This window comes from Dyella sp. GSA-30, from assembly GCF_027924605.1.
Taxonomy (GTDB): Bacteria; Pseudomonadota; Gammaproteobacteria; order Xanthomonadales; family Rhodanobacteraceae; genus GSA-30.
The window spans coordinates 12,701-39,067 of sequence record NZ_AP027042.1; the positions used below are offsets into that span (position 1 = coordinate 12,701).

Below are 26,367 nucleotides of genomic sequence, written 5' to 3' on the forward strand. Positions count from 1 at the left end.
GGGGACCCTGCGGCCGTATCTGCGGGGTTCAAATACGATGGAATTGCTGGGCCATATCCTTTTCGGCCTGTTCGGCCTTGCGATGCTTTTGGGCATCGCGTTTCTGTTTTCCAACAATAAACGCGCCGTCGACTGGAAACTGGTCGGTACGGGCGTGTTGTTGCAGATCGTGTTCGCCTCGGCGGTGCTCAAGCTGCCGCTGGGCCGCGACGTGTTCAACGCCATCGCCGGCGGCTTCGTGAAGCTGATGAGCTACGTCAATGAAGGTTCCAGCTTCATTTTCGGCAGCCTGATGGACACCAAGAATTTCGGTTTCATCTTCGCGGTGAACGTGTTGCCGACGATCGTGTTCTTCGCCTCGCTCACCGGTGTGCTGTATCACCTGGGCGTGATGCAGAAGATCGTGCAGGCGATGGCCTGGGTGATCACCAAGGTCATGCGTGTCTCGGGTGCGGAAACCACCAGCGTATGCGCCAGCGTGTTTATCGGCCAGACCGAGGCGCCGTTGACGATCAAGCCGTATATCGAGCGCATGACCGAATCGGAACTGATGACGGTGATGATCGGCGGCATGGCGCATATCGCCGGCTCCGTGATGGCCGCCTATGTCGGCCTGCTCGGCCATAACGATCCGGTCGAAATGCAGTTCTATGCCAAGCACCTGCTTACCGCTTCGGTGATGGCCGCGCCAGCCACCATGATGCTGGCCAAGATCCTGGTGCCGGAAACCGGCGTGCCGCTGACCCGCGGCACAGTAAAGATCGAGGTCGAGAAAACCACCGCGAATGTGATCGATGCCGCCGCCACCGGCGCCGGTGACGGCCTGAAGCTGGCCATGAACGTTGGCGCGATGCTGCTGGCGTTTATCGCGCTGATCGCCCTGCTCAACGGCCCGATCCAGTGGCTGGGCACCACCACCTGGGGCGGCACCGGCTCGCTCAACGGCTGGCTATCGGGCCTTGCCGGCCACGATGTGGCCTTGAGCCTGCAGACCATTTTTGGCTGGATTCTCTCGCCGATCGCCTGGCTGATCGGCGTGCCGTGGCAGGACGCGACCCTGGTCGGCAGCTTTATCGGCGAGAAGGTGGTGATCAACGAATTCGTCGCCTATGTCGATCTTTCCAAGCACACCGACCAGTTGCTGCCGCAGAGCCGCCTGATCGCCACGTATGCGCTATGCGGCTTCGCCAACTTCTCGTCCATCGCGATCCAGATCGGCGGTATCGGCGGGCTGGCACCGGGCCGTCGTGGCGATCTGGCGCGCCTGGGTCTGCGCGCCGTGCTCGGCGGCTCGTTGGCGACGTTCATGACGGCGACGATCGCGGGCGTGCTCGAGCACGTCGGTTAAGAGCCGTTTGGTTCGGAAGCGGAGCGATCCGTTTCCATCCGACGTCGAACTGACATCCGTCACGTGAACCGGCTGACCGGCGCGACTCGCCATCGGCCGGCACCCGGCGCATAGTCCGCTCCATCGATTCTTCTTTGGGGCAGGGGCCGGTTGCGATGCTGATATCTCCCGTGTGGCTGGGCGTTGTATTCGGTGTTTCCGAAGCGGCCCTCTCATTGAGCCGTCGCGCCAAAGGCGGCGCCACCAACAAGGACTCCGGTTCGCTGGCGTTGTTCTGGACCGCCATCCCCGTGGCCATGTTCATTGCCTATTGGGCGGCGGTGTCCTTGCATCAGCCGGCATGGCAATTGCCGTGGGAAACCACTGTGGCGACGATCGGCGACATCATGGTGATCACCGGCTTGATCCTTCGCTGGTATTCGATCATCTACCTCGGCCGCTGGTTTACCGTGAACGTCGCTATTGCCGCCGACCAACCGCTGATCAATGACGGTCCTTATCGTTTCTTGCGCCACCCGTCCTATACCGGCGCACTGATGGCCTTGATCGGCCTAGGCCTGGCGATCGGCAATACCGTGTCCTTGCTGGCTATCGTGTTGTTGACCGTGCCGGTATTTCTGCGCCGTATCCAGGTGGAAGAGCGCGTGCTGGCCGAGGCATTTGGTACACGTTGGGACACCTATCGCGCTCGGACCTGGCGGTTGTTGCCCGGCCTGTACTGATCAGGCCGCACTTGCCATGACACGGTCGCGCCCACACGACTTGGCCGAATAAAGCGCCCCGTCTGCCGCGCGCATCCACGTCGACAGGTCGTGGCAATGCGTGCCGTCGAACAACGCCACGCCGATACTGATCGTCACCCGCAGATGTTTCAGCTCACCGGTGAGCAGAAGTGCTGCCACGCCCTCGCGCAGGGTCTCGGCCAATCGCATCGCCGCGTCGGTACCGTAGGCGGGACACAGCACGGCAAACTCCTCGCCGCCGATACGCGCGAGATGGCAAGCCGAATCGACGTTTGCCGAGAGGTAGCTCGATACTTCCAGCAGCACGAGATCGCCTTGCGGGTGACCGACGCTATCGTTGATGGCCTTGAAGTGATCGATATCGATCAACAGCAGAGCATGCCGATGTGCCGATGCGACACGTCGCGAATCGAGCAGCGATAGCGCGCGTTCCTGAAATGCGCGGCGGTTGTCGATGCCGGTCAACGGATCGCGCAACGTCTGTGCACGCAACTCGGCCGCATGACGGCGTTGCCCACGCCACAACTGGAACAGCAGAACGCTGATCGCTACCAGTGCGCAGGCGATCAGAATCGCGATCAGATTGATCAGCTTCTGTCGCTGCTGCTCGGCACGCGCTTCGATCTGCGTGGTTTTCAGTTGCAGATCCTTGAGCCGATTGCTGCGTTCGAGCTCGCCGATCTGCAGCTCCTTTTCGCGTGTGGTGTAGCGCTGCTCCAGTTCGGCTTCCATCGCACGCAATTTCGGCGTGTTGGTCGCGTTGTCGAATGCGAGCACTTCGCGCACATCCGCCAGTGCCTGCTTCAATTGCCCGGCCTGCTCGGCCAGCTCACTCTCGGTTTTCAATAAATCGGTCAGCTGGCCGCCAATGCCTGCATCTCGTGCGCGCGCCACGGTGACACGGATGCGTTCGTAGGCTTGTTGCGGATGACCCAATGCGGCCTCGGCACGCGCAACGTCGGCACTCGAAAACAGCGAGTCGCTGATTCGCCCGGCAGCAAGCTCATGCTTCAACGACGTTTGCGACAGCGGCAACGCTTCGGCAGGGCGACCCAGTCGCAGATAGGCTTGCGCCAGATTATCGCCAACCATCACAACCAGTTCGTCCGCATTGATGCGGCTGAACTCCGCGCGTGTTCGTTGATAGGTCGCCGCCGCCTCGGCATAACGGCCCAGAGACATCAATGCGATACCTTCATCGTTGAGCGCGTCAGCGACACCCCAACGATCGCCTAATGCCGCATAGCTGGTCTCTGCCTGGTGACAGGCCTCCAGCGCCTTGTCCGCCTTTTCGTCCAAGGCAAACGCATCGCAAAGCTGAAAGCGTGCCCAGGCGACGATCTGCGGATCGGCATGCCCAAGCACCTTGTCCGCAGCCAGTAACGCATCGCTCAAGCCACCGCCACTGCTGTCGCCCAGACCATTGGCGATATCGTGGCGTGAGCGCAGAAAGCCGGCGGTGGCAGCCGCGACCGGGTCGGGGGTCCGACTGGCCATATTGTCCAGGCGCAATAGCGACTCGGTGAGGGCGGAATCGTCGTTCGCGTTGATGGCTGCCGTGCCCATACCCCACAGTAGAGCTCGCTCCCGGGCCGGGGTAAGCGCCGGGTCGGCGGCGTCCAGTTCGGCCCGCACCTTGGCGATGGTCCCGGCCGGATCGGTCACCGCCGGCCCCCGCAACAGGTTCATCGAGGCATGAGGTTGCGGCGCAGCCGCCGCAATCGGCAGCCACAGTCCGGCAATCAGGAATACGCCCCAGGCCCCCCGTAGCATTGACCGACGCCCCCCGCGTTGAGTGCCAACGGCGCCATTATAGCGATTCGGTGCTTCCTTCCCCGTTACAATAGGCCGGTTATGCAGATCGGCCCCTACCGTATCGACCCCGCCGTGGTGCTCGCACCGATGGCCGGGGTCACCGACAAGCCTTTCCGCCTGCTGTGCAAACGGCTGGGTGCGGGTTTGGCCGTGTCGGAAATGACCAACGCCGACCCCCGCCTCTGGCGTACCCGCAAGTCGCTCAAGCGCATGGATCACGAGGGCGAGCCCGAGCCGGTGAGCGTCCAGATCGCCGGTTACGACCCGGCCATGCTGGCCGAGGCAGCCCGCTTCAACGTGGACAATGGCGCCCAGATCATCGACATCAATATGGGCTGCCCGGCCAAGAAGGTCTGCAACGTGTGGTCGGGCTCGGCGCTGTTGCAGGACGAGCCACTGGTGGCGCGTATCGTCAAGGCAGTCGTCGACGCGGTGTCCGTGCCGGTAACGTTGAAGATCCGCACCGGCTGGGACCGCGAGCACAGGAATGCGCTCACCATCGCTCGCATCGCCGAGGATGCCGGCATTGCGGCGCTGGCAGTACATGGACGCACACGTGCGGACAAATACGAGGGCGAGGCAGAGTACGAAACCATCGCGGCGGTCAAGGCCGTTGTGCACATCCCCGTACTTGCCAACGGCGACGTGACCACGCCCGAGCAGGCACGCCATGTCCTGAAAGCCACCAACGCAGATGCGGTGATGATCGGCCGTGGCGCGCAGGGCCGGCCCTGGATCTTTCGCGAGATTGCGCACTACCTCGCTACCGGCGAGCATCTGCCGGAGCCTTCGCTCGCCGAAGTCTGCGCCATCCTGGTGGATCATCTTCATCAGCTCTACGCTTTCTATGGCGAGGAACAAGGCGTGCGCATCGCACGCAAACATCTTGGCTGGTACGCCAAGGATCGCCCGGAAAATGCCGCGTTCCGCCACGTGGCGCTGCGTGCGGAAGCTGCTGAAGAACAGCTACGGTTGACCCGCGAATATTTCGACGGCCTGCGGGATGCTCCGCGCATCGCCGCCTGACCGGCTAGCGCCGGTAAACGGACGGCCGCACCTGCGCGCCACATGGGTTTCAGCATTACCGAAACTGCTGTTATTGGGGTTGTCGCTCCTGTTGGGCGGCTGCGAAGCGACGCTTTTTGCCGGCCTTAACGCTACCGACCAACGGCAAGGCATCGTTGCACAGCGCTCGGTCGAGTTCGACAAGCAGCAGCATCTGGCATTGGACGTCTATCGTCCCATTCATGCCATCCATGCTCCCGTCGTGGTCTTCTTCTATGGAGGAAGCTGGGTGCGGGGGCAGCGCAACTGGTACCGCTTCGTCGGCGCCTCACTCGCGTCGCACGGGGTCACCGTAGTCATCCCGGACTACCGCAAATATCCGCAGGTCACCATGGATGGATTCATGCACGACGCGGCCGAGGCCGTCGCATGGACGTTCGACCACGCCGAAGAACTCGATGCTTCTCCCGAGGACATCTTCATCATGGGCCATTCGGCGGGAGGCCAGATCGCCGCACTACTGGCCACCGACCCTTCCTGGCTAACCGCCTATGGGCGGCGCCCGAACGACCTCGCTGGTCTTATCGGCCTGGCCGGCTGCTACGACTTCGTCCCGATTCCGCCGTTTGAGAAGGACATGCTCGACGTATTCGGCCGCTCGACCCAGGAACAGTTGCGCGCCGAACCCGTTCACTTCGTGACAGGTCACGAACCGCCGATGCTGCTGCTGCACGGTACGGCGGACAAGGAAGTCGACATCGCCAACACCTATTCCCTGGACAACGCCATGCTCGCTCAGCACGAGGATGTGACGATGCGCGTCTATCCCGGCATGGGCCATTCGTCTCTGGTTTTTTCGTTGTCTCGACCACTCGGGCATGAATATGTACTTAAGGACATATTGGACTTTATAAGCAGGCATCAGACGGCTGAGCATAAGTAACTTTGAAATTAGGATTTGTTTTAAACCACTCACAATTTGTCGGTGCTAGCATTCCGTCAACTCATGAAGAGTTTGTCTGGAATGAAATGGATGTCTATACCGCTGATCTTGTGCGCGCCGTTCGCCGCGTCGCTCGCCGCCCCCATCAGTCATGCAGGCAATGACGCCATCCAGGCAGCATTGCCACGCAGCGATGAGCAGAACAATGATCCGCGCGTCACGGCGCTTATAAACAAAGCCAATCAGCGCGTGGCCCAAGGCGAGTCGCCCGATGTCGTCGAGCGCTGGCTCACTGGCGCAGTAGAAACCCTTGGCATCGAAAAGACCCCACCGAGCTGGGACGTCTTTGGCCAGGCGCGCTGGAAAAAGCTCGCCGAAAACGCGCGCTGATTCGTTAACCCCCTTCAACCCCATTACCGCCTTGGCGAGCGTCTCCATGACCTTCGCCAGGTCACGCTCGTCTCGTCACTGACCCAAGGAGGAGTCAATCATGTCTCGTACCATCGCCATGCCCCGCATCCTGGCCATCGCCAGCAGGCCATCGACACAGCTGCTGCTGATGGTCGCGCTAGTGGCCACGGTGATCTTCTGTCCGGAGCTGGCATTTGCCCAGGATATCGGCGCAAAGGCCGACAAAGCCGTCGAGTGGATCAAGACGGCCGTTCAATCCATTCTCGTCGTCGCTGTGCTCGGCTCCGGCGTGCTGGCTGCATTCGGCCGCATGAGCTGGGTGACCGTCGGACAGGTACTGGTAGGAGCCATCGTCGCGGGTCTCGCCACCGAAGTGGTCAATGCGCTCTACGGCGGTGGCGGCTGATCGTGTCCTTGCGTAGCGACCCGTTGTTCGGCGGCCTGACCCGCCCGCCCAGCATGCTCGGCCTGCCGGTGGAAGTCCTCATCTTCGTTCTCGCCGGCAGCACCATCGCGTTCCTGGTCGCCGGCATCCTGCATGCCGACGTGAGCTGGAAAATCGGTGCGCTCGGCATGGGCGGCGTCCTGTACGGGCTCGCCCGACTGGTCTGCGCCCGCGATCCTCGCGCGCTGCGCTATGTCGCCCTTCAGCTCAATACCAAAGGACGACACATGGCGCGCGCCTACTGGCATAGCGGTTCGTACTCGCCACTGCCGTCCCGCAAGCGTTACTGACCCGGAACCACGATGCTGTCGCCAAAACAGTCGCTGATCAACCGCTCGCGCTCCTTGCAGGAGTATGTGCCCTACACCTCCATGGTGTCCCCACACAATCTGCGCACCCAGGCGGGCGATACGTTGACGATCATCAAGATCAACGGCGCCGCGCACGAGGCAGCCGACGACGAGGACATCCAGGCATGGCATGACGCCTTGACCGGCCTGATACGCAATATCGCTTCGGAAGACATTGCGCTATGGGTGCATACGGTGCGCGAACCGCGCTCGGAATATCCCGGCGGCTATTTCGACGATGACTTTGCGGGACGTCTCAACAGCCGCTATCGCGCGAGTCTCAGCGGCTTGCAGATGATGGTCAATTCACATTATCTGACCGTTCTGGTTCGCGGCAAGCTGTCCCGCAATTCGCTGTTGAACTTCGGAACACGCCGCACGCAGGAGAGCGTCCGCGAATCCATCCACGACGCGAGCGCCCGGCTCGACGAAATATGCAATACGGTGATGGCCGCACTCGCACGCTACGGCGCACGCCGACTTGAGCTGTACCAGCAAAACGGCGTGGTTTTTTCCGAAACGCTGGAATTCCTGGCACTGCTGATCAATGGCGAACGCAAACGCATCGCCGTACCCAAGGGACGCGCGGCTCACGGCATGACCAATGCCCGTATTTCCTTCGGCGTGGATCAGTTCGAACTGCGGCTGCCCGACCGGTCCCAGATAGGCGCCATGCTCGGCGCGGCTGCCTATCAGATCGAACGCACGGAACCGGGACATCTGAATGTGCTGCTTACGCTGCCGTTTCCGTTCGTACTGACGCAGTCCTTCAGCATGTTCAGCCGTGGCAAGGCGATGGCTGCGCTGCAGAAACAGCAGAGACTTCTGGTCAACGTGGAAGATGCTTCCCAGACCCAGGTCAACGACATCGCTCAAGCGCTGGATGACCTGGTGGCCGGCCGCTCGGTATTCGGTGAGCACCACCTGAGCCTGCAATTACTCGCCGACGACAACAAGACGCTGACCGAGCGCGTGGCGACGGTGCGATCCGTGCTGGCGGACGCCGGCTTTCTCGTCGCCCGTGAAGACGAATGCATCGAAGCGGCTTTCTTTGCTCAACTGCCGGGCAACTTTCAGCTTCGTCCACGACCGGCGCCGATCAGTTCGAGCAATATCATCGGTTATACGGGGTTCCACAATTACCCGCATGGCCGCCTGCACGGCAATCAATGGGGTGATGCGCTGACGTTGTTGAAAACGACCTCGGGCACCCCGTTCTATTTCAATTTTCATCTGCCGCCATCATCACGCCGTGGCGTGAACGAGGCCGATTCCGACGATCGCGTGCCGGGCCATACCCTGCTGCTGGGACCGACCGGCACAGGCAAGACCGTGATTCAGGCGTTCATGCTGGCCCAGGCGGAAAAGTACAAACCGACGGTATTTACCTTCGACAAGGATCAGGGCCAGGCGAACTTCATCCGCGCCATGGGCGGCCACTACGCCACCCTCAAAAACGGCATACCGACAGGCTTCAATCCGTGCGCCATGGAAGACACACCCGGCAACCGGAGCATGCTTATCCAGCTGGTCAAACGCTGCATCCGCGGCGAAGAGCTGGATTATCGTTTCTCTCCGCAGCGGGAGAAGGAAATCCAGGATGCCGTTGACGGCATTTATGCCATGCCGTTCGAAGCAAGGCGCTTTTCGGCCCTCCTGGAATTTTTCGATCCGACCGATCCCAACGGCAACGCCGCACGTTTCCGCAAATGGTGCACGGGCGGCTCGCTGGGCTGGCTGCTGGACAATCCGCGCGACCTGCTGGAGTTTTCCGGCGGCCGCCATTTCGGCTTTGATGTGACCGACTTCCTCGAGAACGATGAAACCCGGACAGTCACCGTCATGTACCTGTTCCACCGCATGGAGCAGCTCATCGATGGGCGACGCTTCATCCTGAACATGGATGAGTTCTGGAAGATGCTTCAGGACGAATACTTCGAAGGCAAGGCGCTGGATGCCGTCAAGACCTATCGAAAGCGCAACGCGCTTGCGCTCTTCGGCACGCAGAGCCCATCCGATGTCCTGCGCTCGCGCATCAGTCGTCAGCTCATCGAACAGTGTGTCAGCCAGCTTTATCTGCCCAACCCGAAAGCGGCGCGCGAAGATTACATCGACGGCTTCAAGCTTAGCGAGCGCGAGTATGAAATCGTGCGAAAGGACATGGTCGAGCAGAATCTTCGTGGCTTTCTGTTCAAGCAGGGCTCGCATTCGACCGTATGCGAACTCAACCTGCACGGCTTCGACGACGACCTGGCGGTGCTTTCCAGCACCGCCGGTAGTGTCGAGCTGTCCGAGCGCGCCATCGCGCGAGCCGGCCCTCAACCCGATGACTGGCTACCGGTCTTTCATCAGCTTCGCCGCGAGCGCCAATAGGCGCTGCATTCAACACCCACCCACGAGGAGTGATTCATGGAAAGGAAAACCGTGCTGAAAGCCACGACGCTGTGCCTGCTCTTTGCCTCAGCGATTCCAGGCCATGCCCAAGATTACGTCGACAACACCACGTCGCCACCCTCAGGCGGCGGGGCGGGCGGCGAGCAAGCCGTCCACGACGCCAAGTCCTATCAGGAGCAGCAGGCCCAGACCGCCGTGCTCCAGCAACAGCTGGCAGATATGGCCAAGCAACTAGACGAACTCAAGCAGCAGACCGGCGAAGTAAAAAAGACTAATGACGCCGTCACCGGCTCGAGTGGCAAAGGCGATATCCAGACGCAGGATTATGGGGATTCGATCCCACGGAACTGGAAGGAAACGCTGGATGCTTACAAGGGCGGCGGCCGCGTGGAGCAGTTGGCCACGGATATCGGCAACAAACTCAATGACGATGAAAAAGAACTGGATGGCAAGTCTAGCAAGGATGCCGCGATGTATTCGCTTGAAGAGGGCGTCAAGCGCAGCACCAACGGCAGTGCGCTCAATGCTCAGGCCTACGAGTCGAGCGTCGCGCGCATCGAGAAGCTCAAGCAACTGCAGGCACAGATCGACAAAACCTCTTCGCTCAAGGAAGTCGCCGATCTTCAGGCACGCATCCAGATCGAGAACAGCATGATCACCAACGAGCTGGTCCGCACCCAATCGTTCAACGGCATGTTGATGGACACCGAGTATGCCAAGGCTTACCAGTCCGTCAAAGATATGGACATGGATGACGACAAAGAAGGCAATTCGGACTGAATAGCCCTCCATGTGCAACGAGCGCGTCTCCATGCGAGGCGCGCTGCCCCGACTTCAAAGTGACGCCCCATGCTCGCCATTAACATTGCCAACTTCTTCCTGAAGGACGTCGTCGAGACGATACAAGAAGCGGTCAATACGGATTCGGCCAATCTCGTGCAGATCATCGAGCCAGGCGCTATCGCCATGTTGACCATCTACGTACTACTGTGGGGAGCTGGCATCGCTACCGGGCGGGTCAACGAACCGCTCAGGGATGGCATTTACCGGATCTTGCGCATCTGCTTCGTGGTAGCGCTGGGGCTAACGGTCGGCAACTATCAAACCGACATCGCCGATTTCTTCCTCAAGGTTCCTACGGAAATAGCCGCCCAGGTCGTATCGCAGGGCGGAGGCGGCTCCTCCTTGCCGGACATCATCGACAACGCAGTCAATCGCGGTTTCGATATAGGCAACGATGTCTGGCACTACGCAGACAGGAAGTTCGGTCTATTCCATCTGAGCTACGTCGCCTACTACATACTCGCGATCATCATTTTCATATGCGTAGCCATCATCGCCGGTATCGCCACGGCGATCCTGTTCGTCGCCTATATAGGCCTCTCTGTCGTTCTGGCGGTCGGTCCGCTGTTCATTGTGATGGCCATTTTTCAGCCAACCTATAAATTCTTTGACGGCTGGCTGAGCCAAATCATCAGCTTTTCCGTGCTGTTTATCCTGGTCTCGACCACGATATCGCTGTGCTTCACCTTCATGGAAAAATATCTGGAAGGTATCGAAAACGGCAATGCCTTGGATGCGCTGATTGGCATGGTGAAGGTCATCGGCGCCACCGCAGCCATCATTGCTGCGCTTTTCGAATCCAAGACGATTGCTAGCGCACTTGTCGGCGGCGCGCAGATGTCAGGCCAGGGCCTCGTGAGCCGCGCCATGGGCAAGGCGGCGCAATCACAGAGCCACGCCCAGACCGCGCGCGCGCTGGTGTCAGGCGGCTCCGCTGGTCGATCCGCAGGCTCAAACGCAGCTTCCGCAGCCGGCCGCACAGCCGCTGCCGGCCGCTCCCGCGCGCGACTCAACTTCCCTCGATGAATTATTCGGCCTAACCGGAGCAATGTTTTGACCGTTCGTCACGCCCTACTTGCTGTGTGTATCACCCTCATGCTCGCCGCCTGCGGCAAGGGACTGCAGAAGGCTCCGCAGTGCAAGGGCACTTATGTGCCTGTCAACGCACCGGAGCATTATTTGAAGGATGCTCAGCCGTGAGCAGCCCTGAAATCACCGCTTTCCTGGAGGCATCGCGCGCCTGGGAGACTACCGAAGTGTCGCGCGCGCGCAAAAGCGAGCGACGCGCATGGTTGTTTGCTGGCCTGGGCATTGCCATCGGCCTTAGTGCCTGCCTGGCAGTTGCGTTTCTCACGCCCTTGAAGACCGTCGAACCCTTTGTGGTGCGCGTAGACAAATCCAGCGGCGGCGCCGACATCATCAGCCGCCTCGACGGGAATACCGTCGAGTTCGACGAGGCTATCGATAAATACTTTCTCTCCCGATATGTCAATTATCGCGAGGAGTATTCGGATGCTCTGGCGTACTCCGACTATGAAGCGGTATCGCTGATGTCCACACGCCAGGTCGGCGACGCCTATTACCAGGCGATCAATCCCAAGAATCCCCGCTCGCCCAGCAAGGTCTACGGCAAGGAAGGCGCGGTGGAGATCGTCGTCAATTCGATCGCCTTCCTCGGCGAAGGCGTTGCTCAGGTGCGCTTTACCCGCACCGAACGCCGGCCCAATGCCGAGCCGGTCGAGACACACTGGATCGCCACCATTACCTACAAATATTCCAAGGCATCAATGGATGCGAAGTCGCGGCTGATCAATCCCGTGGGCTTCCAAGCCACCGATTATCGCCTCGATCCGGAAACCACGGGACAAACGAAGTGACCAGGCGCCCATTACTCCTTGCGTTGTCGTTGTGCGTGGCGACTTCGCTCGTACATGGCGAAGCGTCACCGCACAAGGGGCGTTTCGACGCGCGCATGAAAACCGTGACCTACAATCGCGACGACGTCATCAAGGTCGTCGGGCATTACGGCTATTCGACCGATATCGAGCTGGCTCCGGGCGAATCGGTGCAGGACATCGCGCTGGGCGATTCGCTCGCCTGGGAAATCGCGCCTTCCGGCAACCATCTGTTCGTCAAGCCTCGCGAAGACAATGCCGTGACTAATATGACGGTAATCACCGACCGGCGTGTCTACCAGTTCGCGTTGGACGCACGGCAGAGCCGTTCGCCGCAGGACCGATCGATGTATTTCCAGATCCGCCTGCTTTACCCGGAAGATCAGGCAGCCAAGTCGAAGGCCGAGATGGAAAGGCTCGCCGCAGAAGCCTATGCACGCCGGGTCGAATCGTCGTTCCAGAAGAGCGCGCTTCCGCTCAACTGGAATTACTACGCCTGCGGCTCACGCGAGATTCGTCCGATCGAAGCCTACGACGATGGCCGTTTCACTTACCTGCGCTTTCCAGGCGCGCAGGAGATCCCCTCGGTTTTCACGATCAACGCCGACGGCAGCGAAAGCATCGCCAATGGCGCGATGAACGGCGATCGCTACGTCATTCAACTGACCGCACGCAAGCTGGTGCTGCGCAAGGGCCAGTCGGTCGCGTGCCTGGAGAATCGCAGCTACAACCCTTACGGCATCGCGACGCCGACGGGAACGGCCAGCCCCGATGTCGAGCGCGTGCTACGGACTCCCGCTGCTCGTTCGAAGGTGGCGCCGCCTGCGCGCACCGCTCAGCCGGCTGCATCCGCGTCGCCGACACACACCTTGAAAGTGGATGGCGTCGTAGCCGAGCCGATCCCCGGAGACACACATGTTCCGTGATGCCGATAACGCCAAGTCCACCGATCACGGTAACGATTCCAACGAGCGTGGCATTCCGCAGGTAGGCAACAAGCGCAAAGGCAACAAGTACATGCTGTTGTTTGCCATTGGTTGTTGCGCCATCTTCGCGATAGCGATGGGATCGCGCGCGATGCTCGATAAACTGCGCCACCGTGGCGACGGCAAGCAGAAAGAGGCCACGCTTGAACGCGGACTGCCCGATCTAACTCGCGATGCATTCAATGCGAAGAACGCCCCACCGCCTCCGCCGTCGACCAAGGGGCCGGCCCCCGCCTCCACGGCAGGCTTGACGGCCGCGCAGAAAGCCACCTTGGATCTTGCCGAACGCCGCAAGCGCGCGCCGCTACTAGCCATGGGCGTAGCAAGAGCAGCGCCGACGGTCCAAGCGGCAGCGCTTGGCGCGACAGCCGCTGGAGGCAGCGCGGGCGGTGGCGGCTCGTCCTTGAGCAACGCGCTGAGCGCTACCCGCACCGTAGAGGTGTCGGCCGGGCAATTGACCGACCCTGACCTCACCCTGACACAGGGCAGCTTTCTCGACTGCTCGCTGGTAACGGCCATCAATAGCCAGCTGCCTGGCATGACCACGTGCACGCTCAGCCGCAATGTCTACTCGACCAATGGCCATGTGTTGCTGCTCGAACGGGGCACCCGCATCGTCGGGCAGTATCAGTCCGCGCAGCTGCGGCAGGGCATGGATCGCGTCTTCGTACTGTGGACGCGCGCGGAAACGCCCAATGGCGTCATCATCAATCTCGACTCACCCAACACCGATGCGCTCGGTCGCTCCGGCCTGGAAGGCAAGATCAATCACCATTTCTGGCAACGGTTCGGCGCGGCCATGCTGGTGTCCGTGGTGGACGATGCAGCGCAATACGCCGCCAATTCGAACCGCTCCAGCGGCAATAGCACCATCAATTTCAGCAACAGTGCCAGCTCTGCGAACGATGCGGCCGCGATTATCGTCGAGAGCACGGTCAACATTCCGCCGACCCTCGACCGCGCGCAAGGCGGCCACGTCGGCATTTTCGTCGCAAGAGACCTCTACTTCGGCAGTGTCTATACGCTCAGTCCCAGGCCCGAGGCGCCATGAACGCCGTAGCGATCGACGATTACAGCAGTGGCTCGGCCATCGCCACGTATCTGCAGCCGCTTCAGCGGCTACTGGCGGGCGAGATCACCGAGGTGGTCGTTAACCGCCCCGGGGAGGCCTGGACGGAAGGGCGCGAAGGCTGGCAGCGGCACGACATGCCCGAACTCAGCTATGACCATCTGCGCATGCTGGCCAAGCTGATCGCCACGTCCACGCATCAGACGATCTCGGAGAATGCGCCTGTCGTTTCTGCAGCCCTGCCCGGTGGCGAGCGCGTGCAGGCCATCGTTCCACCGGCCGTGCCGCAAGGCACGGTCAGCCTGACCATCCGCAAACCATCGCAGTTGCGATTGACGCTGGCCGACTACGAACGCGGGGGCGCCTTCGAACGCGTCGTACTCGGGAACGACGTCAATGAGGCCCTCGAATCCCAGTTGCACGAGCATCTGCGCGCCGGCCGGATTCGGGCGTTTCTCGAACTGGCGGTGCAGCACCGCCAGAACATCGTCGTCTCCGGCGCCACCGGCTCGGGCAAGACCACCATCATGAAGACGCTGGTGGATCTGATTCCCGTCAATGAACGTCTGATCACGATCGAGGACACACCCGAGCTGGAGATACGCAACCAGCCCAACCACGTGCGTCTTTTTTATTCCAAGGACGGGCAAGGCGTGAGCAATGCCACGCCGAAGCTGTTGCTCGAATCGTGCCTGCGCATGAAGCCGGACCGCATCATGCTTGCCGAATTGCGCAGCGAAGAAGCCTTCTACTTCATTCGCAACGTCAACTCCGGACATCCGGGATCGATCACTTCCGTTCACGCCACCAGTCCGCGTCTGGCCATCGAGCAGTTGATGCTGCTGGTCAAGGAATCACCCGGAGGAGCTCACCTGTCCCGCGAAGATATCAAGCAACTTCTTTTCATGCTTGTCGACATCGTCATTCAGTTCAGCGTGGTAAACGGCCGACGCTGCGTCACCGGAATCTACTATGAGCCAGAGCGCAAACGTTCTATCCTGGCTTAAAGCGACGCTGGCTGTCGTACTGGTTCTCGGTGCGATACCGCTTTGGCTTTACCTCGCAGGCGTAGCCTTTCACTGGCTTGCGTTTCGCGGCGAGGGTCCGGCGCCGGACCTGATGAGCTGGCTCAGCTATCGCCACTTCTATGGCGGCGATCCTGTTGTACAGAAGAAGCTGGCCATCAGCGCACTGGCCGCGACCGTCGTGGTGCTTTCGCCCACCGCCCTGCTGTGGCTAAAGCCTCGGCAAGCTCTACATGGTAAGGCGCGCTTTGCCAATCTGCCCGAGATACGTCGCGCCGGCTTGCTGACCAACGACGGCGACGGCATCCTTCTCGGGCGCATCGGCAATCGCTTCCTCAGTGCCGGGCTCGCGCAGTTTCCGCACGTAATGCTTGCCGCACCAACCGGTTCGGGCAAGGGTGTGGGCGTGGTGATTCCCAATCTGCTCAACTGGAATCACTCGATCATCGTGCTGGATATCAAACAGGAAAACTGGACGCTCACCGCTGGCTTTCGCAAACAGCACGGCCACGAGGTGTACCTGTTCGACCCAGCGTCGCCGCAGCAGCGCACGCATCGCTGGAACCCTCTGGGGTATATCCGCTATGAGGAAGGACTGCGCGTGGACGATATCCAGAAGATCGGCAACATCATCTTCCCCGACGTCGACGGCGCCGACCCGATCTGGAGCGCCAGCTGCCGCTCGTTCTTTCTGGGCATCGTGCTTTACATCATGGAGACGCCAGGTATTCCATTGACGTTGGGTCAAGTGGCACGCGAAGCCTTCGCCGATACCGAAAACCGTCTGATCGACATCATCAACGAACGGCGCCTGGCGCGTAATCCGCTTTCGGTGCTTTGCGAAAGCGCCCTGCTGGACTACGCCAATACCGCCGACGATACGCGCACATCGATCCGCAAGACCTTTACCTCGCGACTGGAACTGTTTCTCAACCCAATTCTCGATGCGGCCACGTCTGCCAACGACTTCGATCTCAATGCCCTGCGCAAGCGCAACATGAGCATATACATCGGCATCACGCCGGATAACCTGGGCCGACTCGCGCCGTTGGTGAATTTGTTCTTCCAGCAGGTCGTCGACCTCAACACGCGCGAACTACCCGAACACAACAAGGAACTGTCGCGCCAATGCCTGTTGCTGCTGGACGAATTCAAGTCTCTGGGCAAGCTTCCGCTGATCGTCGATGCGATTGCCTTCCTGCGTGGCTACGGCGTGAGACTTCTGCCGATCTTCCAGTCGCCGAGCCAGATCCGCGAAGTCTATGGCGAAGAGGCAGCCAAGACGTTCTTTCAGAACCATGCCGTGCGTATCTCTTACACGCCGGCGGATATCGGCTCGGCTACCGAGATCAGCAATGAACTGGGCACTAATACCGTCAAGTCATCCTCAACGTCGCGACCGGATATGTTTTCCCAGGGCTCGCGTAGCGTCAGCGACTCCGAACAGAGCCGCGCCCTGCTCCTTCCGCAGGAAGTGATGGAGCTGGGTGCCGACGAGATCCTTGTGTTCGCACGTGCGTGCAAACCGGTGCGTGGCGGCAAGATCCGCTGGTACAAGGAAACATTGTTTTCCTCGCGCGTAATCGATCCCCCCGGGGTACCCGCGGCACCACCGGCCTGGTACGTGCCGCCGTATATGCCGCCGGCACCGCCGGCCTGATACATACATGGAATAGGACAGCTCGCTCAAAAGGAGAGAACATCATGGCTATCAGCAACGAACTGGAAGGCACCGAGCCGAATGCCAAATTCGATCGTGATCTGATGATACTTTGTCGCGCCGTTTATACAGATGCCAACACCATGGAGCTGCCAGCCGGCTGGCGCGAACTAAAGCATGACGAATACCCGCCAGGCGTGGTGGATGTGGCAAAGAGGCAAGGCGATGGGGCGCCGCTTACAGACAGTCAATCCGGCTTCCGGGCGCGCATCTTCGCCCATAACGAACAGGGACGCGGCGAATCCTATATGGTTGCGTTTCGTGGCACCGTACCTGAAGAGGGACTGCGCAAGGCTGCGGCGGTCAATCTCGGCCAAGGCATGGGTTTTGAAACCAGGCAATATGAGTTAGCCGAGCGCCTGTCAAAAATGGTGTACTCAAGTTGGGGCAAGAACGTTGCATTTACCGGGCATTCGCTCGGTGGCGGACTAGCCACGATGGCCTCAGTGACCACGGGTAATGCCGCCGTCATTGTCAATCCCGCCGCATTGCATAAAAAGTCGATGCAGCGCGTACTAACCTCCAAAGGAAAGACGGCCGACGATTTTCTGCATAAGGCGGATCAGGGCCAAGTACGAGCCTATAGCGTTGAGGGTGACTTCCTCACCTCCAATAAGTTCTCTTCGCTGCAAGGTCCTGTGCCTGGCGCCATCGTTCCCCTGCAGCACTATTTGAAGCCCAATCTGAAGAACCAGGGCAAGCTGCATGCTGTCGAGCGCTCTGTATCGGCTATGGATAACGAGCTACCTTCGCGCTTCACGCCGTTGAAGGACACGACTGCCGTGCTGGCGGATCTCAATCTGTCACAGAGTGGAGACAACGCCCAGGTAAGCGAACGACGCGCTCGCGTCTACAACGCCGTTGAAGCGCATTTGCCGAATATGGCCCTGTCGAATTCCACTGTGATCCGACGCGCCATCAATGCCGAGGTCCGCAACGAAACATTCAGAGATGCGGGACAGCCGCTCGCTGGTCGCAAAAATTTGGACGTAGGCGCGTCTCCCCGGATGCAACAACGTGTCGTGTCGACAGAGACCAAGGTGGCGGTCACCAACGTCGCGCAAGAGGCCATGCGAAAGATAAGCGGGGAGCACAGCGATCTGGTGCCACGCAAATCGTCTCAAGACAGCCAGGACCGGACCTCTCGATCAGGGCGCAGACGCCGTCCTTCCTAGTTTGCCGAGCGCATCCCGGATGTGTCGATTTCGGAGCGATGAACTACTGCGCCCCAAAACCATAGCTCGCTAATAGCGGCTTAAGCGCATTCACCCAGATCGCATAGCCCGCCGGGGTCATATGCAGGCCATCCGCCCGGAGCAATTCCGGTCGCGGATGGTTCTGTGCATCGACCATCGCGGGGCCGATATCCACGAAGCGCAGCCCGGACTTGCCCTTCATCCAATGCGCAATGCCCTCGTTGGCCTCGTGCATCTGCGGCCAGAGATTTTCCCGGGCGATGCTGGGCTTGATCGAGATATAGACGATTTTCGCCTCCGGCAGGTCGTGGCGTACGCGTGCGACAAATGCCTGGAAATCATGGATTACCTCGGCAGAGGTAGCCCCTTCGGCGATGTCGTTGTCGCCGGCGTACATGACGATCACACGCGGGTGATATGGCGTGACGATGCGATCGACATAGAAGGTGGAATCGGCGATCGCCGAACCGCCGAAGCCGCGGTTGATCACCGGCACGCCGGGGAAATCTGTCGCCAGGCTGGTCCAGGCGTGGATCGAGGAGCTGCCGATAAACAGCACGCCGTGCTGGGGCGGCGCCTGGGTCTGGTCCTGCGCCGTAAAAGCGGCGATATCCGGCGCCCATTGCTGCGGCGGTGGCTGTCGGGCCAGCACCGAGCCGGCTGCCAGCAGCCAACCGATCACCAGGAGCATGGCGCTGCGCGCCAGACGGGCTTGCTTCATCGGAAACTCCTTGCCTGCCAAAGCCATGGAGCATAACCGCCTCCGGCCGGCCCGGCATGCCTGACCCTGGCCAGAGGCATGAACGGGCGCCCACTGTCATCCCATTTCAGTGTTTCCGGGGGCATACTGGGCAGTGAAATCGCGCCCCGGTCCGTGTATCCTGTGCGCCCCTTTTATCTCTTTATCCGAAAAGAAGGATATTTGCCCCGATGAGCAACTACCTCTTTACCTCTGAGTCGGTGTCCGAAGGCCATCCGGACAAGGTTGCCGACCAGATTTCCGACGCCGTTCTCGACGCGATCCTGGCCCAGGATCCGCGCGCCCGCGTGGCTTGCGAAACCATGGTGAAGACGGGCGTCGCCATCGTCGCCGGCGAAGTCACCACCAGCGCCTGGATCGACCTGGAAGCGCTGACCCGCAAGGTCATCGTGGATATCGGCTACGACTCGTCCGACGTCGGTTTCGACGGCGAGACCTGCGGCGTGCTGAACCTGATCGGCAAGCAGTCGCCGGACATCAACCAGGGCGTGGACCGCAAGAAGCCCGAAGAACAGGGCGCTGGCGACCAGGGCCTGATGTTCGGCTATGCCACCAACGAAACCAAGGACTACATGCCGGCGGCGATCTACTACTCGCATCGTCTGGTCGAGCAGCAGGCCAAGGTCCGCAAGAAGAAGAACTCGCCGCTGCCGTGGCTGCGCCCGGACGCCAAGAGCCAGGTCACCCTGCGCTATGAAAACGGCGAAGCCGTGGCCATCGATGCGGTGGTGCTGTCGACCCAGCACGATCCGAGCGTCAAGCAGAAGGACCTGGTCGAGGCGGTGCGTGAGCACATCCTCAAGCCCGTACTGCCGGCCAAGCTGCTGCACAAGGGCACCAAGTTCCATATCAATCCGACCGGCAAGTTCGTGATCGGTGGTCCGGTGGGCGACTGCGGCCTGACCGGCCGCAAGATCATCGTCGACACCTACGGTGGCTGGGCTCGGCACGGTGGTGGTGCGTTCTCGGGCAAGGATCCGTCCAAGGTGGATCGTTCGGCCGCTTATGCTGCCCGCTACGTGGCCAAGAACATCGTTGCCGCCGGCATTGCCGACCGTTGCGAAGTGCAGGTCTCCTACGCCATCGGCGTGGCCGAGCCGACCTCGATCTCGGTTACCACCTTCGGCACCGGCAAGATCCCGGACGAGAAGATCGAGAAGCTGATCCGCAAGCACTTCGATCTGCGCCCGTACGGCATCATCAAGATGCTCGACCTGATCCACCCGATGTATCAGCAGACCGCCAGCTATGGTCACTTCGGCCGCACCCCTTACGAAGTGAAGGGTCCGGACGGCAAGACCTACAGCGCGTTCTCCTGGGAAAAGACCGACAAGGCCGAAGCGCTGCGCGCGGATGCCAAGTTGAAGTAAGCCCGCTTGGATTTGCCTGCAGAAAAGGCCGCGCTCGCGGCCTTTTTTGTGCGCATACTTCCGCCATGCGAAATGAGCCTCACCTCGAATTGCGCGAGCGTATCGCGCAGCTGGACCGCCTGGAAGAAGCGCTCCTCGACCGCCCCGCCGATAGCGCCGTGCGGCGGGCCATAGCGGACATCGAAGCCCTCAACCAGTCGCTGTACCAATCGATTCGCGAGGCGATTCTGCGAGGCGAAGGACGCGATGCAATGCGCCCGTGGCTTGAATCATCCGACGATGCCTCGCCGGCCTACGACTACCGCGATGCCTTGATCAGCGGTGTGCTGGCGTTGCCAGAACCGCAGGGCGAAATCTCCGCGTTGGAACAGGACATGGTGTTCTATCAACCGACACCGGCGCGACGGATTTTCGATTTGTTCGAGCTATGCCAACTGCACAAGGACGATCTGCTGATCGACCTGGGCGCGGGATTGGGGCATGTCTCATTGCTCACCGCGATATGCACGCCTGCGCGCAGCATCGGTATCGAACGGGAACTTGCGTATGTCCAGAGCGCGACCGATGCGGCGACAGTGCTTGGGCTCGAACGCGCCGGCTTCGCCTGCCAGGATCTGCGCGAAGCAGACTTCAGCAACGGCACGGTGTTCTATCTCTACACCCCCGTGACCGGCGTACTGCTTGAGCAGGTGATGGCTAAGCTTGAACACGAAGCGACGCGGCGACCCATACGAATTGCAAGCCTAGGGCCATGCACAGCCGTGCTGGCGCAGACCGGCTGGCTTCGGGCTGCGCACCCACCGGATGAGCATCGCATTGCGTTGTTCCATAGCGCGTAGCGATATCGCAGCGGGACGGTCGCGACTGAAGTCGCTCCTACAAGCTAGCCGGCCTGCCTAAGTTTGTAGGAGCGACTTCAGTCGCGACCTCGGCGTCGCAGCATCACCCCTGCCCCGGGCTGATCCCTTGCGTCAACATCGCCACCGCATGCCGCGCAATGATCTGCGCATCGATATGCGCCGACAGGGGATCGCCCTTCCAACGACGCACGGCCGCCATCGGCAGCGTGGTCAGGCCAAGCAGCGACACGAACAACAACGCCGGTTCGATGTCCGGATTGAGCTTGCCTTCTTTCTGCCAGCGCCTGACGTTTTCGAACATCGCCGCCTGGCGCTCGACACCAAAGCGTTTGCGCATGTGCTGTTTGAAGATATCGTTGTCACTGATCATCTCGCGTATCCACAACGCACCGAACCAGGGCAGGCGTGCGTTCGTGGCGACCAGCCGCTCGGCGATCAGGCTCAACGCCTTGATCGGGTCGCCGGGATGGGCCTGGAACACTTCTTCGATGTTCGCGCGCGCCGGCATGATGCGTTCATCGATCAATAGATCGAACAACTGTTCGCGCGTCTTGAAGTAATAGTGCGCCATCGCCGGCGTCATGCCGGCCTTTCGGGCGATCGCGCTGAGCGTGGTGTCCGCCACGCCATGGCGCGCGAACAGCTCCAGCGCGATATCGAGCAGACGCTCGCGCTGATCCTTGCTGGCAGCGGGTCCGGCGGGTCGCCCGGGGCGGCGGACGGGTTTGCTGGTATCGGTCGACACAGGGGCTCCGTAATTCCTCCCATTCTAAAGGGCCGCGCCCGACAGATTGACGGGCGGCCCAACTCTTGAGATATTAATAAACACATTAATTAATTTAAAGCCCAGCGATGTCCTCCCAACCGTTGCCGCAAGACGCCGCATTGCCGTCGGAGCCAGCCCCGGCCGCCACGTCGACGCATCCCCCGGTCCACGTGCTGTTCGGTGCCCTGATGCTGGTCCTGCTGCTGGCGGCGCTGGATCAGACCATCGTCTCCACCGCCCTGCCGACCATCGTTGGCGAGCTTGGGGGCTTCGAATCCCTGTCGTGGGTGGTCACGGCCTATCTGCTCTCCTCCACTATCGTGGTGCCGCTATACGGCAAGTTCGGCGACCTGTTCGGCCGGAAAATCGTGCTGCAAACGGCCATCGTGATCTTCCTGTTGGGCTCGGTGTTGTGCGGGCTGGCGCAGACGATGGATCAGTTGATCCTCACACGCGCCTTGCAGGGCCTGGGCGGTGGTGGGCTACTGGTAGTGACGATGGCGGCGATCGGCGACGTGATCCCGCCGGCCGAACGCGGCCGTTACCAGGGCCTGCTTGGCGGCGTTTACGGCCTGGCGACGGTGATCGGCCCCTTGCTCGGTGGCTTTATCGTCGAGCATCTGAGCTGGCGCTGGATTTTCTATATCAACCTGCCGCTGGGCGTTCTCGCGCTGCTGGTGATCGCGGCGGTGTTTCATCCGCATACCAAGCACGTCAAACACGAGATCGACTATTTCGGGGCCCTGTTCCTCGCACTCGCGCTGACGTCGATCATCCTGTTCACGACCCAGGGCGGCACGATTCTTCCGTGGACGTCGGGTCAACTATGGGCGACGCTGATATTTGGCCTGATATCGCTGGCAGGCTTCGTGATGGAGGAACGCAAAGCCAAGGAACCGATCATTCCGCTCCATCTTTTCAAGCAGCGCACGTTCCTGTTGTGCAGCGTGATCGGCCTGCTGGTAGGTGCATCGCTGTTTGGTTCGATCACTTACCTGCCGTTATATCTGCAAGTGGTCAAAGGCGCCTCGCCGACCGGTGCGGGCACGCAGTTGATTCCCTTGATGGGCGGCGTACTGGTGACCTCGATCATCAGCGGACGTATCATCAGCAAGATCGGCCGCTACCGCATGTTCCCCATCGCCGGCATGGCCATCGCCTCGATCGGCCTGGGGTTGCTCGGCACGCTGGAAGAAAACACGCCTATCGCGATGCTCTACCTCTATGCGGGCATTCTTGGCGCGGGCTTGGGCATGGTGATGCAGGTGCTGATCCTTGCCGCGCAAAACAGCGTCGATTTCAAATATCTGGGCGTGGCGACATCCGGCGTCACCTTGTTCCGCTCGATCGGCGGCTCGATCGGCGTGGCGACCTTTGGCGCGCTTTTTACGCTGCGACTCAACGACCGCATCGCCGACTTCATGCCAAAGGCACCGCCGAACGCGCCACCCCGCGTACTGCGACCGGAGATGATCAACAAGCTGTCACCGGAACTGCATGCGAAATTTCTGAGCGCGTTCGATGAATCGTTGCACGGAGTGTTCTATATCGCTGCGTGCGTGGCAGTAATCGGCTTTGTGCTGGCGTGGTTGCTCAAGGATATTCCGCTGCGCTCGGCATCGAGGCCGCGTTAGGCGACCTCGACCGCGTATCCCTACCCTCGATTCGAACCCGACAACACATCCACCCATACCGCCAACACCAGGATGCCGCCCTTGACGATCATCTGCCAGGAGTTGTCGACATCCATCAGCTGCATACCGCTGTCGAGGCTGGCCATCACCAGCGCGCCGATCAAGGCGCCGTAGACCGTGCCGGAACCGCCGCGCATCGAGGTACCGCCGATGAAACAGGCGGAGATCGCATCCAGTTCGGCGCCCGTCCCCGCCGAGGGCGAGCCCGAGCCGGTGCGCGCCACAGTGATGATGCCGGCGAAGGCGCACATGAGACCCATCAGCGCGAAGACCACCAGCTTCACGCGGCCCACGTTCACGCCCGACAGGCGCGTGGCTTCCATGTTGCCGCCTACGGCGTAGACATGCCGACCGAACACGGTCTGCGTCGAGACGTAGGTAAATACGGCCAGCAGCGCCAGCAGGATCATGACCGGAATCGGGATGCCGTTGGCATCGTTCAGCATGTGGATAAAGCCCGCAACGAACACGCCGATGGCGACGAGTCGTGCGACATCGATCCATAGCGGCGCCTGATGCAAGTTGAGCTTGGTACGGCGCATGCGCCGACGTACCGTGAGCGCAACGAGAATCAGGAAGATCACCCCACCGATCCAGCGCGAAAGCGCTACCGGCACAAAGCCCTGGCCGAGTGCCACCAGATCGTCCGGTGCCGGCGCGATGGTGGAGCTGCCGGTGACGTAAAGCACGATGCCCCGGAAGGCCAGCATGCCACCCAGGCCCACGATAAACGACGGCACCCGCATCTTTGTCACGATAAAGCCGTTGAACGCACCGAGGAACAGGCCCAACAGCAGCACCGCGCCGATCGACGGCCACGTGCCCCATCCCATGTTGACCGTGAGAATCGCGACCACGCCACCCAACAGGCCGAGCTGCGAGCCGACCGATAAGTCGATCTCGCCGGCAATGATGATGAACACCATGCCGCAGGCAAGCATGCCGGTGATGGCCATCTGCCGAAACAGGTTGGACAGGTTGTTCGGCGTAATGAATGCCGAGTCGGTCTTGATGTGGAAGAAGACCCAGATGACTGCGACGGCAATCAGCAAGGCGAGGATCTTGTAGCGAACAAACAACTGCTGGATTTTCTGCGACTGCATTGGAAAGTGCTTCCCTGATGACGCGTGGAAAGTTAAGGATCAGGCGGCGTGCGCAGAGCCTTCGGCCGCATGCGAAATTGCCGCAGCAAGCACCTGCTCCTGGGTAAGGCCGACGTTACGGAAGTTGCCGCGCAGCTTGCCTTCGCCCACCACCAGCACACGGTCGCTCACACCGAGCACCTCGGGCATCTCCGAAGACACCATGATGATGGCAACGCCTTTGGCAACCAGCTCGAACATCAGCGTGTAGATATCGTACTTGGACCCGACATCGACGCCGCGCGTGGGTTCGTCGAGTATCAACACCTTCGGCTGCGGCAACAGCATCTTGACCAGCACCGCCTTCTGCTGATTGCCTCCGGACAAGCCGGCGATAGCCAGCTCGGGGCTTGCGGTCTTTACGCGAAGGCGCTTGATCTCGGCATCGACCGTCTGCAGCTCGGCCTGGCGGTCGATGGTGCCCGCATGCGCGTAGTGCGACAGCGTAGCGAGCGTAATATTGTCGCCTACGCCAAGCAGCGGCACGATGCCCTGGCGCTTGCGGTCTTCGGGCACCAGCGAGAGGCCGGCCTTGATCGCCTGCTCGGGATTGTTCACCTTGATCGGCTTGCCCTCGAGGAACAGCTCGGCCTCGTAGCGCCCCGGATAGGCACCGAAGATCGCCGACACCAGTTCGGTACGCCCCGCACCGACGAGGCCGGCGATACCGAGGATTTCGCCGCGGCGCACCTCGAAGGAGATATCGTCGACGCGCTTGCGGTTCGGGTTGGCGACGTCCCAGCAGGTGACGTGCTTTGCCTCGAAGACGACCTCTCCGATCTCGTGCTCCACTTTGGGAAACAGGTTCTCGATATCGCGACCGACCATCGCCGTGATGATGGAATGCGTCGTCATCTCGCTCATGGGGCGAGTGACGATGTGCTTGCCGTCGCGAATGACGGTTACGGTATCGCACACGCGCGCCACTTCTTCGAGCTTGTGCGAAATGTAGACGCAGGCGACGCCGTCGCGTTTCAGATCCTCGATGATCGACAGCAGCGTGTCGGTCTCGGACGAGGTCAGCGACGAGGAGGGTTCGTCCAGGATCAGCAGGCGCGCGTTTTTCGCCAATGCCTTGGCGATCTCGAACAACTGCTGGTAGCCGCCGCCATAATTCATCACCGGGGCCGCGACATTCACGTCCTTGAGCTTCAGGCGGGCCAGCAAGGCATCGGCCTTTGCATACATGGCGTCATAGTCCATGACACCGCCGAACTTCGTGCTCTCGTTACCGAGGAAAATATTCTCGGCCACCGACAGCTGCGGCACCAGCATCAGTTCCTGGTGAATAATGACGATGCCGGCCGCTTCGCTGTCGCGTACCGAGGCCGCCTTCAGCGGCTTGCCGTCGAAGACGATGTCACCGTCCCAAGTGCCATAGGGATAGACCCCGGAAAGCACTTTCATCAAGGTGGATTTGCCGGCGCCGTTCTCGCCGCACAGGCCTACGCATTCGCCCGGACGCACTGCCAGATTGATGCCATTGAGCGCGCGCACGCCGGAAAACTCCTTGACGATATCGCGCATCTCGAACAGGTATTCGCTCACCACGATTTCCTTTGCTCAAGACGGCGCCCGCCAGGGGCG

General features: G+C 60.9%; 24 protein-coding genes. 19 read left to right on the forward strand and 5 right to left on the reverse strand.

The features are described from left to right. Positions 1 to 37 precede the first annotated feature (37 nt). Together QMG46_RS00065 and QMG46_RS00070 are read left to right on the forward strand one after the other, a co-directional pair. Positions 38 to 1,348 carry a NupC/NupG family nucleoside CNT transporter gene (locus QMG46_RS00065; protein ID WP_281850366.1) on the forward strand — a complete coding sequence of 437 codons (1,311 nt, stop codon included), beginning with the start codon at positions 38 to 40 and terminating at the stop codon, positions 1,346 to 1,348. Positions 1,349 to 1,503: 155 nt separating this feature from the next. After that, complete coding sequence (locus tag QMG46_RS00070; protein WP_281850367.1) at positions 1,504 to 2,070, forward strand: methyltransferase family protein; 567 nt, start codon at positions 1,504 to 1,506, stop codon at positions 2,068 to 2,070. Here the strand turns inward: QMG46_RS00070 and QMG46_RS00075 are convergent, their stop codons facing one another. Next, a complete protein-coding gene (locus QMG46_RS00075) occupies positions 2,071 to 3,864 on the reverse strand; it encodes a GGDEF domain-containing protein (protein WP_281850368.1) in 1,794 nt (597 codons plus the stop codon). 81 nt (positions 3,865 to 3,945) lie between these two features. Between QMG46_RS00075 and dusB the strand changes: the two genes are divergently transcribed. From dusB to QMG46_RS00145, 14 genes are all read left to right on the forward strand, one after another. Continuing rightward, positions 3,946 to 4,932, forward strand: coding sequence for a tRNA dihydrouridine synthase DusB (dusB, locus tag QMG46_RS00080; RefSeq protein ID WP_281850369.1), 987 nt, complete (start codon positions 3,946 to 3,948; stop codon positions 4,930 to 4,932). Beyond that, the gene (locus QMG46_RS00085; RefSeq protein ID WP_281850370.1) at positions 4,910 to 5,854 is read left to right on the forward strand and encodes an alpha/beta hydrolase; all 945 of its coding nucleotides are present in this window, start codon (positions 4,910 to 4,912) and stop codon (positions 5,852 to 5,854) included. The genes dusB and QMG46_RS00085 overlap by 23 nt, the downstream gene beginning before the upstream one ends. Positions 5,855 to 5,944: 90 nt before the next feature. After that, positions 5,945 to 6,244 (forward strand): hypothetical protein, encoded by a 300-nt coding sequence (locus QMG46_RS00090; protein ID WP_281850371.1) that lies wholly within the window; start codon positions 5,945 to 5,947, stop codon positions 6,242 to 6,244. A gap of 100 nt (positions 6,245 to 6,344) precedes the next feature. Next, the gene (locus tag QMG46_RS00095) at positions 6,345 to 6,671 is read left to right on the forward strand and encodes a TrbC/VirB2 family protein (RefSeq protein ID WP_281850372.1); all 327 of its coding nucleotides are present in this window, start codon (positions 6,345 to 6,347) and stop codon (positions 6,669 to 6,671) included. Between the two features lie 2 nt (positions 6,672 to 6,673). Next, positions 6,674 to 7,000: a VirB3 family type IV secretion system protein gene (locus QMG46_RS00100; protein ID WP_281850373.1), complete on the forward strand. Its 327-nt coding sequence runs from the start codon at positions 6,674 to 6,676 to the stop codon at positions 6,998 to 7,000. A gap of 12 nt (positions 7,001 to 7,012) precedes the next feature. Beyond that, on the forward strand, positions 7,013 to 9,433 hold the full coding sequence (locus tag QMG46_RS00105; RefSeq protein WP_281850374.1) for a VirB4 family type IV secretion/conjugal transfer ATPase: 2,421 nt from the start codon (positions 7,013 to 7,015) through the stop codon (positions 9,431 to 9,433). 36 nt (positions 9,434 to 9,469) lie between these two features. Further along, the gene (locus tag QMG46_RS00110; RefSeq protein ID WP_281850375.1) at positions 9,470 to 10,234 is read left to right on the forward strand and encodes a TrbJ/VirB5 family protein; all 765 of its coding nucleotides are present in this window, start codon (positions 9,470 to 9,472) and stop codon (positions 10,232 to 10,234) included. Between the two features lie 69 nt (positions 10,235 to 10,303). After that, positions 10,304 to 11,323: a TrbL/VirB6 family protein gene (locus tag QMG46_RS00115; RefSeq protein ID WP_281850376.1), complete on the forward strand. Its 1,020-nt coding sequence runs from the start codon at positions 10,304 to 10,306 to the stop codon at positions 11,321 to 11,323. A 170-nt stretch (positions 11,324 to 11,493) separates the two neighbouring features. Beyond that, the gene (locus QMG46_RS00120; protein ID WP_281850377.1) at positions 11,494 to 12,174 is read left to right on the forward strand and encodes a VirB8 family type IV secretion system protein; all 681 of its coding nucleotides are present in this window, start codon (positions 11,494 to 11,496) and stop codon (positions 12,172 to 12,174) included. A 35-nt stretch (positions 12,175 to 12,209) separates the two neighbouring features. After that, entirely contained in the window at positions 12,210 to 13,118 is a 909-nt protein-coding gene (gene virB9 / locus QMG46_RS00125) for a P-type conjugative transfer protein VirB9 (RefSeq protein WP_281850378.1), read from the forward strand. Beyond that, complete coding sequence (gene virB10, locus QMG46_RS00130) at positions 13,108 to 14,229, forward strand: type IV secretion system protein VirB10 (protein ID WP_281850379.1); 1,122 nt, start codon at positions 13,108 to 13,110, stop codon at positions 14,227 to 14,229. Before virB9 ends, virB10 begins: the two co-directional genes overlap by 11 nt. Next, positions 14,226 to 15,254, forward strand: a complete 1,029-nt coding sequence (virB11, locus tag QMG46_RS00135) for a P-type DNA transfer ATPase VirB11 (RefSeq protein ID WP_281850380.1) — start codon at positions 14,226 to 14,228, stop codon at positions 15,252 to 15,254. The genes virB10 and virB11 overlap by 4 nt, the downstream gene beginning before the upstream one ends. Then, a complete protein-coding gene (locus QMG46_RS00140; protein WP_281850381.1) occupies positions 15,220 to 16,932 on the forward strand; it encodes a type IV secretory system conjugative DNA transfer family protein in 1,713 nt (570 codons plus the stop codon). The genes virB11 and QMG46_RS00140 overlap by 35 nt, the downstream gene beginning before the upstream one ends. A 44-nt stretch (positions 16,933 to 16,976) precedes the next feature. Further along, entirely contained in the window at positions 16,977 to 18,167 is a 1,191-nt protein-coding gene (locus tag QMG46_RS00145) for a YqiA/YcfP family alpha/beta fold hydrolase (protein WP_281850382.1), read from the forward strand. Positions 18,168 to 18,210: 43 nt separating this feature from the next. Here the strand turns inward: QMG46_RS00145 and QMG46_RS00150 are convergent, their stop codons facing one another. Further along, positions 18,211 to 18,909, reverse strand: a complete 699-nt coding sequence (locus QMG46_RS00150) for an SGNH/GDSL hydrolase family protein (protein ID WP_281850384.1) — start codon at positions 18,907 to 18,909, stop codon at positions 18,211 to 18,213. A 209-nt stretch (positions 18,910 to 19,118) separates the two neighbouring features. On the opposite strand from QMG46_RS00150, the gene metK reads away from it, so the two are divergent. Then, the gene (gene metK, locus QMG46_RS00155; protein WP_281850385.1) at positions 19,119 to 20,318 is read left to right on the forward strand and encodes a methionine adenosyltransferase; all 1,200 of its coding nucleotides are present in this window, start codon (positions 19,119 to 19,121) and stop codon (positions 20,316 to 20,318) included. 65 nt (positions 20,319 to 20,383) lie between these two features. After that, a complete protein-coding gene (locus tag QMG46_RS00160) occupies positions 20,384 to 21,157 on the forward strand; it encodes a hypothetical protein (protein ID WP_281850386.1) in 774 nt (257 codons plus the stop codon). Between the two features lie 103 nt (positions 21,158 to 21,260). On the opposite strand, the gene QMG46_RS00165 is transcribed toward QMG46_RS00160, so the two are convergent. Then, a complete protein-coding gene (locus tag QMG46_RS00165) occupies positions 21,261 to 21,923 on the reverse strand; it encodes a TetR/AcrR family transcriptional regulator (RefSeq protein ID WP_281850387.1) in 663 nt (220 codons plus the stop codon). Positions 21,924 to 22,030: 107 nt separating this feature from the next. Here QMG46_RS00165 and QMG46_RS00170 point away from each other — a divergent pair, with 107 nt between their 5' ends. Next, positions 22,031 to 23,578, forward strand: a complete 1,548-nt coding sequence (locus QMG46_RS00170) for an MDR family MFS transporter (protein WP_281850389.1) — start codon at positions 22,031 to 22,033, stop codon at positions 23,576 to 23,578. A 20-nt stretch (positions 23,579 to 23,598) separates the two neighbouring features. On the opposite strand, the gene QMG46_RS00175 is transcribed toward QMG46_RS00170, so the two are convergent. Both QMG46_RS00175 and QMG46_RS00180 read right to left on the reverse strand, forming a co-directional pair. Further along, complete coding sequence (locus tag QMG46_RS00175; RefSeq protein WP_281850391.1) at positions 23,599 to 24,741, reverse strand: sugar ABC transporter permease; 1,143 nt, start codon at positions 24,739 to 24,741, stop codon at positions 23,599 to 23,601. 39 nt (positions 24,742 to 24,780) lie between these two features. Then, positions 24,781 to 26,328, reverse strand: coding sequence for a xylose ABC transporter ATP-binding protein (locus tag QMG46_RS00180; RefSeq protein WP_281850392.1), 1,548 nt, complete (start codon positions 26,326 to 26,328; stop codon positions 24,781 to 24,783). Positions 26,329 to 26,367: the final 39 nt, after the last annotated feature.

Bases quoted from the DNA above. Each gene is read 5' to 3' on its own strand.
- QMG46_RS00065 (WP_281850366.1), top strand. From the start codon at position 38: ATGGAATTGCTGGGCCATATCCTTTTCGGCCTGTTCGGCCTTGCGATG.
- QMG46_RS00070 (WP_281850367.1), top strand. From the start codon at position 1,504: ATGCTGATATCTCCCGTGTGGCTGGGCGTTGTATTCGGTGTTTCCGAA.
- QMG46_RS00075 (WP_281850368.1), bottom strand. From the start codon at position 3,864: ATGCTACGGGGGGCCTGGGGCGTATTCCTGATTGCCGGACTGTGGCTG.
- dusB (WP_281850369.1), top strand. From the start codon at position 3,946: ATGCAGATCGGCCCCTACCGTATCGACCCCGCCGTGGTGCTCGCACCG.
- QMG46_RS00085 (WP_281850370.1), top strand. From the start codon at position 4,910: ATGCTCCGCGCATCGCCGCCTGACCGGCTAGCGCCGGTAAACGGACGG.
- QMG46_RS00090 (WP_281850371.1), top strand. From the start codon at position 5,945: ATGTCTATACCGCTGATCTTGTGCGCGCCGTTCGCCGCGTCGCTCGCC.
- QMG46_RS00095 (WP_281850372.1), top strand. From the start codon at position 6,345: ATGTCTCGTACCATCGCCATGCCCCGCATCCTGGCCATCGCCAGCAGG.
- QMG46_RS00105 (WP_281850374.1), top strand. From the start codon at position 7,013: ATGCTGTCGCCAAAACAGTCGCTGATCAACCGCTCGCGCTCCTTGCAG.
- QMG46_RS00110 (WP_281850375.1), top strand. From the start codon at position 9,470: ATGGAAAGGAAAACCGTGCTGAAAGCCACGACGCTGTGCCTGCTCTTT.
- QMG46_RS00115 (WP_281850376.1), top strand. From the start codon at position 10,304: ATGCTCGCCATTAACATTGCCAACTTCTTCCTGAAGGACGTCGTCGAG.
- virB10 (WP_281850379.1), top strand. From the start codon at position 13,108: ATGTTCCGTGATGCCGATAACGCCAAGTCCACCGATCACGGTAACGAT.
- virB11 (WP_281850380.1), top strand. From the start codon at position 14,226: ATGAACGCCGTAGCGATCGACGATTACAGCAGTGGCTCGGCCATCGCC.
- QMG46_RS00140 (WP_281850381.1), top strand. From the start codon at position 15,220: ATGAGCCAGAGCGCAAACGTTCTATCCTGGCTTAAAGCGACGCTGGCT.
- QMG46_RS00145 (WP_281850382.1), top strand. From the start codon at position 16,977: ATGGCTATCAGCAACGAACTGGAAGGCACCGAGCCGAATGCCAAATTC.
- QMG46_RS00150 (WP_281850384.1), bottom strand. From the start codon at position 18,909: ATGAAGCAAGCCCGTCTGGCGCGCAGCGCCATGCTCCTGGTGATCGGT.
- metK (WP_281850385.1), top strand. From the start codon at position 19,119: ATGAGCAACTACCTCTTTACCTCTGAGTCGGTGTCCGAAGGCCATCCG.
- QMG46_RS00160 (WP_281850386.1), top strand. From the start codon at position 20,384: ATGCGAAATGAGCCTCACCTCGAATTGCGCGAGCGTATCGCGCAGCTG.
- QMG46_RS00170 (WP_281850389.1), top strand. From the start codon at position 22,031: ATGTCCTCCCAACCGTTGCCGCAAGACGCCGCATTGCCGTCGGAGCCA.
- QMG46_RS00175 (WP_281850391.1), bottom strand. From the start codon at position 24,741: ATGCAGTCGCAGAAAATCCAGCAGTTGTTTGTTCGCTACAAGATCCTC.